General features: G+C 63.3%; 14 protein-coding genes. 8 read left to right on the top strand and 6 right to left on the bottom strand.

Features of this window, described 5'->3' with window-relative positions; genetic code table 11:
• Nucleotides 1-103 precede the first annotated feature (103 nt).
• Nucleotides 104-1,486 carry a HAMP domain-containing sensor histidine kinase gene (locus GYH34_RS20850; RefSeq protein ID WP_161915483.1) on the bottom strand — a complete coding sequence of 461 codons (1,383 nt, stop codon included), beginning with the start codon at nucleotides 1,484-1,486 and terminating at the stop codon, nucleotides 104-106.
• A complete protein-coding gene (locus GYH34_RS20845) occupies nucleotides 1,483-2,160 on the bottom strand; it encodes a response regulator transcription factor (protein WP_161915482.1) in 678 nt (225 codons plus the stop codon). Before GYH34_RS20845 ends, GYH34_RS20850 begins: the two co-directional genes overlap by 4 nt.
• Nucleotides 2,161-2,329: 169 nt before the next feature.
• Between GYH34_RS20845 and GYH34_RS20840 the strand changes: the two genes are divergently transcribed.
• Nucleotides 2,330-2,725: a hypothetical protein gene (locus GYH34_RS20840; RefSeq protein WP_161915481.1), complete on the top strand. Its 396-nt coding sequence runs from the start codon at nucleotides 2,330-2,332 to the stop codon at nucleotides 2,723-2,725.
• Nucleotides 2,726-2,775: 50 nt separating this feature from the next.
• Nucleotides 2,776-5,118, top strand: coding sequence for a TonB-dependent siderophore receptor (locus tag GYH34_RS20835; protein WP_161915480.1), 2,343 nt, complete (start codon nucleotides 2,776-2,778; stop codon nucleotides 5,116-5,118).
• A 559-nt stretch (nucleotides 5,119-5,677) separates the two neighbouring features.
• On the opposite strand, the gene GYH34_RS20830 is transcribed toward GYH34_RS20835, so the two are convergent.
• Entirely contained in the window at nucleotides 5,678-5,920 is a 243-nt protein-coding gene (locus GYH34_RS20830) for a hypothetical protein (RefSeq protein WP_161915479.1), read from the bottom strand.
• A 25-nt stretch (nucleotides 5,921-5,945) separates the two neighbouring features.
• Here GYH34_RS20830 and mbnA point away from each other — a divergent pair, with 25 nt between their 5' ends.
• The 6 genes from mbnA (at nucleotide 5,946) to GYH34_RS20800 (ending at nucleotide 11,137) form a co-directional block, all read left to right on the top strand.
• Nucleotides 5,946-6,029 carry a methanobactin gene (gene mbnA / locus GYH34_RS22270; RefSeq protein ID WP_161915583.1) on the top strand — a complete coding sequence of 28 codons (84 nt, stop codon included), beginning with the start codon at nucleotides 5,946-5,948 and terminating at the stop codon, nucleotides 6,027-6,029.
• A gap of 83 nt (nucleotides 6,030-6,112) precedes the next feature.
• On the top strand, nucleotides 6,113-6,949 hold the full coding sequence (mbnB, locus tag GYH34_RS20820; RefSeq protein ID WP_161915478.1) for a methanobactin biosynthesis protein MbnB: 837 nt from the start codon (nucleotides 6,113-6,115) through the stop codon (nucleotides 6,947-6,949).
• The gene (mbnC, locus tag GYH34_RS20815; protein WP_161915477.1) at nucleotides 6,921-7,493 is read left to right on the top strand and encodes a methanobactin biosynthesis protein MbnC; all 573 of its coding nucleotides are present in this window, start codon (nucleotides 6,921-6,923) and stop codon (nucleotides 7,491-7,493) included. The genes mbnB and mbnC overlap by 29 nt, the downstream gene beginning before the upstream one ends.
• A gap of 32 nt (nucleotides 7,494-7,525) precedes the next feature.
• Nucleotides 7,526-8,776, top strand: coding sequence for a multi antimicrobial extrusion protein MatE (gene mbnM, locus GYH34_RS20810; RefSeq protein WP_161915476.1), 1,251 nt, complete (start codon nucleotides 7,526-7,528; stop codon nucleotides 8,774-8,776).
• Nucleotides 8,777-8,840: 64 nt separating this feature from the next.
• Nucleotides 8,841-10,493 (top strand): methanobactin biosynthesis FAD monooxygenase MbnF, encoded by a 1,653-nt coding sequence (gene mbnF / locus GYH34_RS20805; RefSeq protein ID WP_161915475.1) that lies wholly within the window; start codon nucleotides 8,841-8,843, stop codon nucleotides 10,491-10,493.
• Nucleotides 10,490-11,137, top strand: a complete 648-nt coding sequence (locus GYH34_RS20800) for a TauD/TfdA family dioxygenase (protein WP_161915474.1) — start codon at nucleotides 10,490-10,492, stop codon at nucleotides 11,135-11,137. The genes mbnF and GYH34_RS20800 overlap by 4 nt, the downstream gene beginning before the upstream one ends.
• Nucleotides 11,138-11,419: 282 nt before the next feature.
• Here GYH34_RS20800 and GYH34_RS20795 read toward each other — a convergent pair whose 3' ends face one another.
• From GYH34_RS20795 to GYH34_RS20785, 3 genes are read right to left on the bottom strand one after another with little or no spacing between them, the layout of a single operon-like run.
• Nucleotides 11,420-11,953, bottom strand: a complete 534-nt coding sequence (locus tag GYH34_RS20795) for a response regulator transcription factor (protein ID WP_161915473.1) — start codon at nucleotides 11,951-11,953, stop codon at nucleotides 11,420-11,422.
• Nucleotides 11,943-13,316, bottom strand: a complete 1,374-nt coding sequence (locus GYH34_RS20790) for an ATP-binding protein (RefSeq protein ID WP_161915472.1) — start codon at nucleotides 13,314-13,316, stop codon at nucleotides 11,943-11,945. The genes GYH34_RS20795 and GYH34_RS20790 overlap by 11 nt, the downstream gene beginning before the upstream one ends.
• Complete coding sequence (locus tag GYH34_RS20785) at nucleotides 13,313-13,645, bottom strand: c-type cytochrome (RefSeq protein ID WP_244635454.1); 333 nt, start codon at nucleotides 13,643-13,645, stop codon at nucleotides 13,313-13,315. The genes GYH34_RS20790 and GYH34_RS20785 overlap by 4 nt, the downstream gene beginning before the upstream one ends.
• Nucleotides 13,646-13,691 lie beyond the last annotated feature (46 nt).

Below are 13,691 nucleotides of genomic sequence, written 5' to 3'. Positions count from 1 at the left end.
TCCTTCGCGACAACGGACCGACCGGGGGAGAGGGCTACACCGTTGCGAGTGATGGAATGAGGATGGAATGGTCTCGCGCTCGCCGGCCTCGGGTGAGCGGTCTTTAATCCACTTTGGCGAAAGCGAGCTTGAATGTGGCGCCGCCGCCCGGCGTCTCCTCCACCCATATGCGGCCAGAGAGCTTCTCCATCAATTCTTGCGCAATGGCGAGGCCGAGGCCGGCTCCCGGCGTCGCCTCGCTCTTGCGCCAGAAGGGCTCGAAAATCGTCTCGCGACAGGCGGGCTCGACACCCTCGCCATGATCCTCCACCTCGACCACGGCGTCGGCGGTGACGCGCACGACGACCGCGCCGCCCGGCGGCTCGGCGCGCAGGGCGTTGGCGACGAGATTGCCGACGACGCTCTCGAGCGCCCATTCATAGGCGCGCGCGACGACCGGCGTCGGCGGCGGCTCGAACGCGAGGCGGCGGCCGGCGCGGAGCGCGATCGGCGTGTAATCGGCGGTGACGGTCAGCACCGCCTCGCCGAGATCGAGCTGCGGCGCCGCGCAAGTCTTGGCGCGCTCCTCGACCTGAGCCAGCACCATGAGCTGCTCGAGGATCGTCTGAATGCGCAGAGAATCGCGCTCGAGCTCCTGTTTGATCGGCGTGTCGTCGAGCTGATCGAGCCGCGTGCGCAAAATGGCGATGGGCGTGCGCAGCTCATGCGCCGAATTGGCGATGAAGCGACGCTGGCGGGCGACGCCGGCGCCGACGCGCTCGAGCGCGCCATTCAGCGCCTCGACGAAAGGAAGGACCTCGGAGGGCATGTCGGCCGTGGGCACGCGCCGATCAAGCGAGTCGAGGTCGATCTCGGCGAGCTTGGCCGCGCTGACGCGCAGTGGCGTCAGGCTCCTGCGCACGACGACGAGCGCGACCAGCGACAGCGCCGCGCAGAGCGGGAGATAGGCGAGGACATTGGCCGTGGTGGGATAGTTGTAGAGCCAGAACAGCATATCGTCCCAATGGAATTGCGCGCCATAGACGATGGTGCCGAAACGGCCGAGCGGCGTTCGCACCATTCGGGCGGAGCCGCGCGAGTCGGGGTCGTCGTCGCCCAATATGTGGAAGGTCGCGCCGAGCATTTCGAGCTTGCCGAGCTGGCTGCTGAAATAATCGACGAGCTCCTGCGACGAGCCGGCGAATGCCTCGCCTGTCCGCGCATCGAAGGCCGCGAAACGGAAGCGCGGATTGCGCGCCATATAGTCTCGCAGCTCCGGCGTCGGCTCGATGCGAAGCCGGCCCTCTGGTGTCTTGCGGACGGCGTGCATGACGATGACGCGCGCACGCTTCACCGTATGACCCTCGAGCCGCACATAGCCGACATCGTCGACGCCGAACGCCGCCAGCGGCAAGAGCACGGTCGCCGGAACGGTGAAGAAGGCGATGAGCGAGATGACGACCCAATTGAAGACGAGCCGGGAGGAGAGCGAGCGAAGCAGCCTCACGCGCGCGAACTCTCGATGAGATAGCCTATGCCGCGCAGCGTATGGATCTCGACGCCGGCCTCGCATTCCTTCAGCCGCTGGCGCAGGCGCGAGACCGACATTTTGAGCGCGTCGATCTGCACGCTGTCGTCGAGGCCGTAGATTTCGCCGATCAGCGTGCCATGCTTGACGGCCCGTCCGGCCCGCCGCATCAGCGCCTCGAGCAGCAGCAATTCGCGCTTGGCGAGGACCAAGGGGTTCCCGCGCACGAAGGCCTCGCGCTGGTCGAGATCGAAGGTCAATTCGCCGAGCGCGACAGGCGGCGGAGCGGCGCCCTGCGGACGTCGCAGCACGGCTCTTATGCGCGCCAGCAGCTCGTCGACGGCGAAAGGCTTGGTGAGATAATCGTCGGCGCCGGCGTCGAGCCCATTGATCCTGTCGTCGATCGAGCGCGCCGCCGTCACCAGCAGCACGCGCGAGGCCGGCTTGCTCGTTCGCAGCTGCTTCAGAATCGACACGCCGTCGCCGTCCGGCAGGCGGCGATCCAGCAGGATCACCGGATAGTCGAATTGCGCCACCGCCTCGACGGCCTCGGCCAGCGTCGCGACGCTGTCGGCGACATAACCTGATTTGGTGAGCCGCCCGGCGACGAGCATCGCCAGCTCCGGCTGGTCCTCGACGATCAAAATCCGCATCGTTGCTTTCCGCGCCCCGCCGCCGAATAGCAGCCTAGCCGCCGGTGTCGTATCTTTGCAACAGGTCCCAGCGAATTCACGCCGCCCGGCCATCAACGGGGTCTCGTTACGCTACCGTTATGCGACTTTTGTTAGAGAAATTGTCTTCATCTGGCGTGAGGATGCAATTTTGCGGCGTCTGGTTCGGGTTTTCGCGCTTCTGCTCGTCCTGCAGGGCCTGGCTGTGGGCTTCGGCCGCGACGCCGCAGCCGCCGATGCGGCCGGGATGGAACGGGTCGGCGCGGTCGCGGGCGAATGCCGGCGGCAGGGCCGCACGGCGCCGGGGCGGCCGCACCCGGCCGATTGCTGCCTGATCTGTTCGGTCGACCGCGCGGACAAGCAGGCCATTCTGCTCGCCATTCTCACCGGTCGCGCGCCATTTCCCGAGCCGCTCGCCTCCGCCGGCTCCGCCGCCCCGGCCGAAGACGGAGGGCCTCGCGCGCCTTTGGCCTGCGCCCGCTCCACCTCGGCCCGCGGCCCGCCGCCCGTCTCTCCGCCGATCGAGCGCAGCCGTCGAGCTGCATGATCTGTCCGCTTCAAGCGCGTCTCTCCAAGACGCGGCCGGAGACCATCGCAATGCTTATTGTTTCACGCGCGGCGCGCCGCGCCCTCGCCAGCACGGCGCTATCCCTCGCTTTTCTCGCTCACACCCAGGCGCAGGAGCTGCTGCCGACGATCGACATCGGCGCAGCCACGCGCCGCCCGGACGGCGCCGATGATCCGCGCAGCGCGCGATCGGGCGACCGCGTCACCGGCTACGCCGCCACGAGCGCCTCCTCGGCGAAGCTCGATGCGCCGATCCTCGACACGCCGATCGCCGTACAAGTGGTGACGCGCCAGACGATGGACGACAAACAGGCCATCTCCATCAATGACGCCGTCGTCGGCGCGGTGAGCAGCACATCGTTGATGCCGACCGGCTGCACATTGTTCCAGAATCTCATCATCCGCGGCTTTCCGACCGGCAATCTCCAGCTCTCGCAATCTTATCGCAACGGCCTGCTGCTTCCCGCGCAAAAATGCCCGAGCACCGCCAATGTGCAATCGATCGAGGTGGTGAAAGGTCCTGTCGCCATGCTCTACGGCCGCGTCGAGCCCGGCGGCCTCGTCGACACGATCATCAAGCGCCCGCTGGAGACGCCCTATTATTCCGTCCAGCAGCAGGGAAGCTCCTTCGGCGGCGCGCGCACGACGATCGACGCCACTGGGCCGATCACGCCGGACAAAGTCTGGCTCTATCGCGTGACGGCGGAATTCAATCACAATCCGTCTTTCATCGATTATGTGACCGATGATCGCTGGTTCGGCTCGGCGACCGTCACCTATCATCCGAGCGAGCATTTCAAGCTCAATGTCGACGCCGAATATACCGATGTGAAGGGCGTCGACAACAACCCGAATATTCCCGCCATCGGCTACAACGCCGCGCCGATTCCGATCAGCCGCTATCTCGGCGATCCCAGCATCACCGTCGACAATCCCAGCCACGACATGCGTCGGCAGGTCGCCTTCGATTGGACCTATGATCTCGACCAAGATTGGAGCGTCACCAATCGCTTTCTCTATTCCAACAGTCGCGCCATTCAGACGAGCTTCTTCCTCGTCTGCGTCAATCAGCCGGGCCAGCTCAACAACACGCCTGCGGCCTGGTGCCCGACCTCAGGGCCGGTCGGACAATCCAATGTCTCGCTCAATTGGGGTCCGGTCAGCTATCGCACCATCACCGGCAATCTCGATGTGAAAGGCAGGTTCGACACGGGATTCCTGCATCATTCCGTGCTCATCGGCACGGATCATATGAGCTATTCGCAGGTCGGCGACATTTATCAGTCGAACCAGGCGCAATCGCTCAACATCTATGCGCCCAATTATTACAATGCGAGCATCGCGCCCTATAGCGGCCTCGGAATCTCGCGCTTCATCACGCCAGCCAATGGCACGGCCTTCATCCGCGCGCAGGAGTGGCAGGGTCTCTATGCGCAGGACATGATCTCCTTCTTCGACGATCGCGTCCATCTTCTGCTCGGCGGCCGCTATGATTTCGCCAGTGCCGTGAGCTCGGGCCAATCCTCGACCTCCGCTGTGCTGAACAATGCGCTGATGCGCGCCAATTATCTCGCCGTGCGCGTCGCCGATCACGCCTTCAGCCCGCGCGTCGGCCTCTCGGTCCAAGCGCTGCCCTGGCTCGCTTTCTATGGCAATTACACGGAGTCCTTCGGCGTCAACAATGGCGTGACGCGCAACAACACGCCGCTCGGCCCACAGCGCGCGATCCAGTGGGAAGGCGGCGTGAAGGCGGAGCTCTTCGATAAGCGCCTCATCGCCACGGCGGCCTATTACGTCATCGACAAGCATAATATCGCGCAGGCGACGCCGAGCGCTCCGACGGCGCTGCGCAATTATGTGTTCGATCTGCTCGATGCGCGCAGCGAAGGCGTCGAGCTCGATGTGAGCGGACGCATCGACGACAATTGGAGCGTCATCGCCAATTTCTCACATATGTCGACGCATGTGACGAAGGGCTCGACGCCTTCGGCGACGGACCCCTTCGATGTGACGACGCAGGCGCCCATCGCCGGCAAGCGTCTGCCCGCCGTACCTGACAACATGGGCAATGTCTGGGTGAAATATGAGGCGGACGGTTATTTGCGCGGCTTGAGCGGAGCAATCGGCGTATCGCGCGTCGGCAACGCCTTCGTCGATCCCGCCAACACCTATCTCGCGCCCGCCTATACGAATCTGAAGGCGATGGCCTCCTATCGCTTCCAGCTCGGGGGGAGCTTCGTGACGGCGCAGATCAACGCCGACAATCTCACCAATTCCACCTATTACTACGGCACGTCGCAATTCCCCGGCCGCTTCGCCGGCTCGCCCGGCGCGCCGCGCTCCGTCATCGGCTCGCTGCGCGTCGAATATTGATCCTCCGGCCGCCGCGGGTCGCGGCGGCCGCCTCTTGGAACCATGCCCGCGCGCGGACTCTGTCGCGATTTTTTTGTCGCGGGTCGGTTGGGGCTATGATCGGTCGCAGTGGAGCTGGCGGACGTGTGCGATGCCAGGGACAAATTTCGTCCAGCACAGCTGGTTCTATGCCATCGCCGCGTAAGCCATGTCATTCTCGCACGCTCGTCGCATTCATAAACAAAAATTTGCGATAAAACCGCTCACCAGCGGAGCGGTGATTCCGTATGAGCCTGAGAGAATCGAGATCGATAGGCTTCACGAGATGTAATCGATGCCCGCCTCGGCGAAACGCTCGTAGTCTTTCGACTGGCCGAATCCTGTCGTAGCGACCAGCAGAAGGTCCGGATCCATTCCGGCTACGACGCAGCAATCGATTTCTTTCTCGCGTCGGACGCCCATGCGTCGGATGCGGACGCCACGCTCGAAAGCGCAAACGAGCTGCGCTTGTTGCTCGCATGTCTTGCCGAGCTTCCGCCGATCTGTCGAAGAATTTTCCTACTTTACCACATCGACGAATTCAATCGGAAGTCGCGACGCGCTGCGACGTCGCCACGAGAACCGTCGAACGCAATCTGGTCAAGGCGCGCGAATTTTTACTCGGTCGGCTCGGACGCAAGTCGACGACGACAGCATCGAGGCGCGCGCCAGAAGCAAACAATTCGAATTCCGTGTCGGGTTTTCCCATGCAGAACCGTCTCAGTTTCTCGGAAGGCTCGCGCAGGCGACCGACCCGCCGCTCCAATGACAGATGCGGCGACATCGACTGATCGTCCAAGGAGACTATCATGGCTATCAACATCGTGAAGCGCACCACTCTCGTCGTCAACGGCCGCACCGGCGCCGACTGCGGCACCGCCTGCTGGGGCTAAGCATCGCAGCTGTCGTGCGCCGTCCGCCCTTCGGGCGGCGCACGATACATTCCATTGTTCATGCGCTGGCACAGGTGAATGCGATGCGGATCGGATTCAATTTCACACTCACGGAGACGACAGAAATGGTTCGGCGCATGATCGCCGAAGGACATATTGATTATTGTGAATTGCTGATCGATAATTTTCTTTGCGTCCCGCCGGCGGAGCTGGCGCGAGCGTTTGATTGCCCGACAGGGTTTCATATCATGTTTTCGGAGTTCATCGACGAGGATCTCGACGCGCTCCAGGATTTCGCAACACGCCTTCGTCCGTTCATTCGCGACATGAAGCCGCTTTATGTCTCCGACCATGGCGCGAGCTTCACTCATCACGGAGTGAATCTCTTTCATTTGGGAGAGCTGGATTACGCGCGGGATTATGATCGCGTGCGCGTGCGGGTCGATCTTTGGCAGGAAATGCTCGGCCAACGCATTTTCATCGAGAATTATCCATCGATCATGGAAGGCGGATGGGAAGCGCCGCGCTTTTTCGAGCGGCTGATGCAGGACACGGGAGCAGGCGCGCTTTTCGACGCATCGAACTCGGTCTGCGCCAATCTCAATTGCGGCGCGCCTCTCGAAGCCTGGGACAAGGTGATCGCGTCCACAAATCACTTTCACGTCGCCGGCTACAGCCGCGCGGTCAACCCGCCGCATATTGTTCACGACTCGCATGCGGAAGAGTTGGCGGAAGATACGCTCGCCTTCCTTCGCGGACGCCGACATATTTTCGACAAGCCGGACGCGACGATCACTTACGAGCGCGACGGCAATATCGAATACGACTCGATCATCGCCGATTTGCGGCGCTTGCGCGAAATTTTCACCAGCGGGACCGAGGAGCGGCAGGATGAACGAGCCATCGCTTGCGCGAACTGATCGTGAGTTGTTCGACGTTCTGACATCTCCTTCGCGGATATTGGACTATCCACCCAATTCTCGCGCCTATGGCCGGATCGACGTCAGTCTGCGCGCCTATTGGCACTCGACTTTCGATATCTGTCCGGAACTGCTGGAGTTGTCTGGTCCCGACGGCATGACGATTTTCGCGCCTTTCATGGAGTGGGCGCGCGAGCAGGGCGTTCGCTTCACCTGGTCTTACTATCTCTGGCTGTATCGATGGCTGCGGCAATCGGTTTTCCGCGACCGCCTCAGCGACGAACTATTGATTTCGCTCATGGGCGCCTCGGCCGCGCGTTGGGCGATCAGAGACCGCGGCGCGGCGCGTGGCCTCGCTATCGGCTGCGCGGCCACGCCGACTTTTGTCGTTGGATGGAAATGCAGCAGCCTGAGCGCGGGCCGTCAGGTCGAATTGGTGGAACTGGACCAGCCAATCGCCGTCGGAGATGCGTTTTTCGGCTTTTTCACCATTCCCGGCTCGGAGATTGCGGAGTTCCCAGGATGGCGGAGCCTCCCGCTATGAACGGAAGAGGATTCTGGCGAGGATTTTGTCCCTTGCTCGCGACCCTGTCCATCGCGCCGGTTTCGTTTCAGATCGACTTGGCGATGATCGCGAGATTAGGCGCCGGCGCGCCGGCGGCATATGCCCTGCTCGCGCGCGTCGCCCTCCTCGACGCCGTTCTCGTCGCGGCGGTGGGGGGCGTCGCCTCCGTCATCGTCGCCAAGGAGCGTGACACTTGCGGGAGGTCGAGAATCGTCGCGCAATTATGGGTTGTGGCGCTCGTTGTCGGCGGGGGCGCCGGTGCGATCGGCTGCTTGACCTATCCGTCGGGGCTGACCCTGATCGGTGGAACGACGGAGGCCGTCCGTCTCGCTCGATCCGCGCTCGGCTGGCATTTGGCCGCGATCCCATTCCGCGTTCTCTCCGGCGTCGGCCTGTTCATCCTGTTCGCGACCGAGCGCGGGCGCGTCGCCCTTTGCTGGAAATCCTTCGAGATCGTCCTCAAGGCGGCGGCCGCCTATACGCTCGTCTATCCGCTCGGTTTCGGCTTCGAGGGATGTTTCATCGCGGGCTTCGTCGCCGCGACGGCCGGAGCGACTGTGACGTTCGCGGCGGCGCGGCGGGATCATGACGCGGCTCCGCGGCTTCCCTCCTGGGCCTTCGCGCGGTCGTTTCTCGCGCAATCGCTATGGGAAGCGGCGAGAGTTTTGTCGCCTCAACTTCTCGTCCTGACATCGCTCGCGCTTTTTGCCGCGCCGTGGATCGGGCGTTTCGAAACGGCGCGCGCAGACGCTTACGCCGCCGGGCAAATTCTCGTCCTGCTCCTTTTCACGCCCTTCACCGCGCTCACTAGATTTCTCGCCTTGCGTCTTTCGGAATGGCCGCGAGCGGAAATTGCGTCGCAAATCGTTCATTTGTGGCGACAGGGAATTCCCGTCGCCGTCGCCGCGGGGACAATCCTGCTGTCGAGCAGCGGTTGGATCGGACAGGCCATATACCAGCAGGAGGGACGCTGGTGGTCGACATTCGTCGCCGCGCTCGCTTTGTCGCTTCCCATCAGATTTGCGACGAACGTCATGCGCGGGGCCTTGCATGCCGACGGCCGCTTCGCCGACGCCGCGACGGTCGACGGCCTTGTCGCCTGTTTCGTCGCCTTGCCTTTGACCGCGCTCGGATTGCATCTCGACGAGCCGGCGGTCGCCTATCTCGCCTTGATCGCGCCGGAAGCGATTTGCGCGGCCGTTCTTTGGAGACGCCTCTCGGACCCACGCGAGCCGACGCCCCAACCCGCTTTGCAATGTTGAGGCAGCCGGCCGCGGCGCGCAACGTCGCGCCGGCTGACTGCGCGACGATGAAAAGGAAAACGCAATGAGCGTCGAACGCATTCGCACGCAAGTTCTCATTCGCGGAGGCGGCTACGCGGGGCTGACGGCGGCAATGCTCTTGGCGTGGCGCGGAATCTCCTGCCTCGTGGCGGAGCGCCACGAGGCCGCCTCCCGCCATCCCAAGGCGCATGGCGTCAATCGGCGCAGCATGGAACTGCTACGCGTCGTTCCGGGCCTGGAAAAAGATCTCTTCGGCGTGTCCCGCGCGGCGGCGAACGACGTTCTCGCTTATATCGCGGCGACGGTCACCGGACCAAAAATCCGGACGCTCATCGCCAAAAGCGATTTCGACGGCCCCAATGTTTCGCCGGCGCAGGTCTGCACGGCGGGGCAGGATCGGGTCGAGCCCATTTTTCTCGAGCATGCGAGAGCGCTCGGCGCCGACGTGCGGTTTTCGACGATGCTCACGCAATTCGTTCAGGATCGGGACGGCGTCACCGCGCGTCTCCACGACGTGGCCGCCGAGGACGACATCGAGGTGCGCGCCGACTATATGATCGCGGCGGACGGCGCGAATGGCGCGACGCGGGAGCAACTCGGGATCGAGATGCGGGGTCCCGGCGTCATCTCGCACTCCGTGTCCATTCTTTTCGAAGCCGATCTGGCGACGATTCTTCCCGGCGCCGGTTTCGTGCTTTGCTATCTGCGCAATGCGGCGTTCACGGGAGTCTTCGTCAGCTGCGATGATCCCAATCGTGGGCAGCTCAACATCGCTTTCGATCCCGCGGCGGAGTCGCCCGACGAATTCGATGCGGCGCGCTGCGCGGCGCTCGTCAGGGCCGCTCTCGGCGCTGGAGACGTCGACGTGAAAGTGATCGATATTCTGTTCTGGCGAAAATCGGCGCTGATCGCGTCGCGCATGGCGCAGGGCCGCGTCTTTCTCGCCGGAGACGCCGCCCACCTCATGCCACCCGTCGGCGGGCTCGGCGGTCAGACCGCGCTTCAGGACGCCGCCGATATCGCCTGGAAGCTCGCCTATGTGCTGAAGGGCGACGCAGGGCCGGCGCTTCTCGACACCTATCAAGCGGAGCGCCTTCCCGTCGCCCATATCGCCCTGTCCCGCCAGCTCGCCAATTATGTGGAACGCCTGCAACCCGATCGGGACGAGATCAGAGTGCGCGCGCATGAAGCGGACTATCTGAGCGCCGCGCTCGGCTATCGCTATCGCTCCGCCGCCATCGTCTCCGATGCGACCGACGACGGCGCGGCGACGGAACACCCGCTGCAGCCGTCGGGCTCGCCCGGTACCCGCCTGCCGCATGTCGAGCTGCGCCGAAATGGCCTTAGCGTCTCCACACATGATCTCATCGGGCGTGACTTCGTGCTGTTCGCGGGTCCACGAGGCGGCGCGTGGATTGATGCCGCGCGACGCTTGGGGGAGGGAGGCGCGCCGCTCGACTGTTTCCGCCTGGACGTCGATGTCGACGACCCGTCCGCAACATTTCTCGATAAGGTCGGGCTCGGCGCGGACGGCGCATTATTGGCGCGGCCGGACGGGTATATCGCCTGGCGCTCGCCGAGCGAGGACGAGGACCCGTCGCGCGTCCTCGAAAATGTTCTGGCGCGCATTTGCTGTCTCCCCGTCGGCGCCCTCGGCGCGACTCCAAAGGCGCTCGCCGCGGAGCATCGGCGATGATTCCGGCGGCCGCTTCGCTGGCGTCCCTCGACGCGATCCGGGAAAAGATCCGCGACCACGGTTATTTCTTCGCGCCCGATCGCGTGGACGCGGCGGATTACGACGACATCTGCAACAAGCTCGGGCCGATCATCCACGAATGCGAAATTCGAGTCGAGGCGGGAGCGACGAGTTATTTCAAACGGGAGGCGCCTCTCGCCTATCATACCGACTCGCCCTTCGCCCGCTACGTCGTTTGGCTATGCCTCGTGCAGCAGGATATTGGCGGCGAAATGCTTCTCAAGGACACGAAGCCTATTTTCGACGGCGCGACGCCGGCGGAAATCAACGCCTTAAATCGCGTCGCGGTGCGGTTTCCGGCGATCGAGGGCGCGCATGAAGCCGGGAGTCTGCCCCTTCTTTCAGGCGATCGACATGGCGGTTGGCGCATCAATTATGCGCCCTGGCTGATTGTCGAGGAGTCGCTTTCGCCGGCTGCCAGCCGTGTGCTCGCGGCGCTCGGCGACTTTCCCGGGGAACACGGCGTCGCCATCGCGTTACGGCCGGGAAGCGTGTTGATCATCGACAACAGGCGTATGTTGCATGGTCGCGGAGAGCTTGCCGGCGACCGACGGCGCCTGCTACGCCGTTGGATCGGCGACTGAGACGACTGCGAAGGTCGGCGCATCCTGTGGTCTGGCGTCGATTCCGCGCCGAAGGGTCAGGCCGCGAATCGGGCCCGCGGTCTGAACCGCCCCGGGATTGCCGGAGGCTCCAACTCTTGATTGGATGGAGCCATGATACGAAGAAAAAGCCATCGAGCAGATTTTCAGCTGAGGTTCGGGAACGGGCGGTTCGGATGGCGCAGGAGCACCATGGCGATCACGCCTCACAATGGGCGGCGATCGCCTCGATCGCAGCGAAGATCGACTGCACCGGCCAGCCGATCAGCCGATTCGCTGCTTGGCGAGCTTCCGAGCGAGGGTTCGCCGATGCATGCCGAGCCGCCGCGCCGCTTCCGAAATGTTGAAGTTCACTTCGGCGAGCGTTTCGTGGATCCGCTCCCATTCCAGGGTTTTGATCGAGCTCTGACGCTGTGACAATGCGACGCTGCTGTCACCTTCGCGGCGGGTGAAAGCCGTTTCTATGTCGTCGACGCTCGATGGCTTTGCGAGATAATGACAGGCGCCGAGCTTGATCGCTTCCACAGCTGTCGAGATGCTCGCGAAGCCGGTCAGCACGACGATCTTCATCGAAGGGTCGCGCCGATGCAGAATTTTCACGCATTCCAGTCCCGATCCACCGGCGAGCTTGAGATCGACGACTGCATTGGACGGGCTGATGGTCGTGAGCGCCGTGTCGAGCGCTTCCGCGCCGTCACAAACGCTGACGCAATATCCTCGCCGCTCGAAGGACTTCCGCAACGCCCGCGCGAAGGACGCATCGTCCTCGACGATCACGAGAAGGGGATCAGGACGCATCGCGCTCCTCGACCGACATAGCGCCGATAGGTAGCATCAACTCGACGATCGCGCCGCCGCTGGCGCAGTTTCGTGGCTCGATCGAGCCCCCGAGCTTGCGCAGGACATTGACGACGAGAAAGAGCCCGAGGCCGCTCTCGGGCCGATTCTTGGTCGATCGATAGGGTTTCCCGAAGCGGTCGAGAATGTCGGGAGGAAAGCCCGGTCCTTTGTCCCGCACCGTCAGCACCAGGACATCGCCTTCTCGCGTCGCCTGTAGCCCGACCCAGTTCGGAGAGGCTTCCAATGCATTGTCCAGTATATTGAACAGCATTTGTTTGAGGATGACGTCTGGAGCGATGGCGCTATCGACGTCGATGCGCTTGCAATAGGCGAAATGCGCAGGGGTTCGAAGGCTTCGCCATTCGCGCGCCACGTCGTCGAGAAATTTCACGATCGTCGTCCGCTCCATGCGCTCCGCACGAATTTCGCCCGCGTTCAGCAGGACATGTGACATGATCTCCTTGCAACGGGCGAGCGCGGTCTTCATCTCGTGCAGCTCGTCGCCGATCTCGGGGTTGTTCGCCAGCAGAGGCATTCGCTCCCAGTCTTGCAGGATCACCGTCAGCGTCGCGAGCGGCGTGCTCAGCTCATGCGCCGCGCCGGAGGCGAGCAGCCCCATGCGCACGATATGTTCCTGCTCCACGGCATGTTGCCGCATTTGCGACAGGCGCGCGTCCTGGTCGCGGAGATTGCGATTGATGCGGGTCACGAGAAATACGAGGAGCACGGCGGCCAGAGCGAAGCAGACGAACATGCCGTGGATATGGAGGTCGAAGAATTTCGACGAGCCACGCATGTGCTCATGCGCGTGGGCCAGGCCGATCTGCCGATAATGCGTTGTGAGCCAGATGAAGCAGCCGCCGGTGAGGACGACGATCGTCCACGTGAACGGAGGCTGCAAAAGAACAGCGCTGAGGATGACCTGCAGCAGGAACAGCGAAATGAATGGATTTGTCGCGCCGCCACTGAGGTAGAGCTGAATCGTCAGCGTCGCGACATCGAGCAGCAATTGGACGAAGAGCTCCGTGTCGGCGATCGGCGCGTCGTTCGAGCATCTATAGAGCGTGACGAGATTGAGAAACAAGAGAACGACGATCACCTCTCCCATTTCGAAAATCGGAAGAGGGATGTCGAGCCAGAGATGGGTGACGGCGATCGACGCGATCTGACCGCAGATCGCCACCCAGCGCAGAGCGACGAGGAGCAGGAGATTCTTCGTGTTCGTCGAGTCGTCGATCGAAATCGGCGCTATCCAGTCCTTTGTCCGAGGCCATCGAACGCCCCGCCGGCTCAGCGCCGCAACCCTGATCGAAGAGGTCATTTTTCCGCCCGCAGGCCGTGAAAGAATCCAGCGATATTGTCGATGTCCGCATCGCTGAGCGGCTTCGCCATTTCCGTCATGGTCGGATTATGCCGCTCTTGCGCGAGCCTGTAGTCCCTCAGCGCCTGCGCCAAATAGTCGCGATCCTGTCCGGCGAGATGCGGGACGCCCGGCACGACGGCGCGGCCGTTCTCGCCATGGCAGGCCATGCAGACTTCGGCCCGCTTCCGTCCCGCAGCGACATCCGGCATTTGCGCAAGGGCCGGTTGGATGGAGAAGAAAGCGAGGATCGCCAGCGCCATCGAGGCGATCAGCGCGGTCGATCGCAACTTCTGTCGTCGCAAGGGAAGCGGCGCGCGCGGGACGCGGACGTTC

The sequence above is a fragment of the Methylosinus sp. C49 genome (assembly GCF_009936375.1).
In the GTDB taxonomy this organism is placed as follows: Bacteria; Pseudomonadota; Alphaproteobacteria; order Rhizobiales; family Beijerinckiaceae; genus Methylosinus.
Note: the sequence above shows the minus strand (reverse complement) of the source record. Positions and strands in the feature narration are given on the sequence as shown.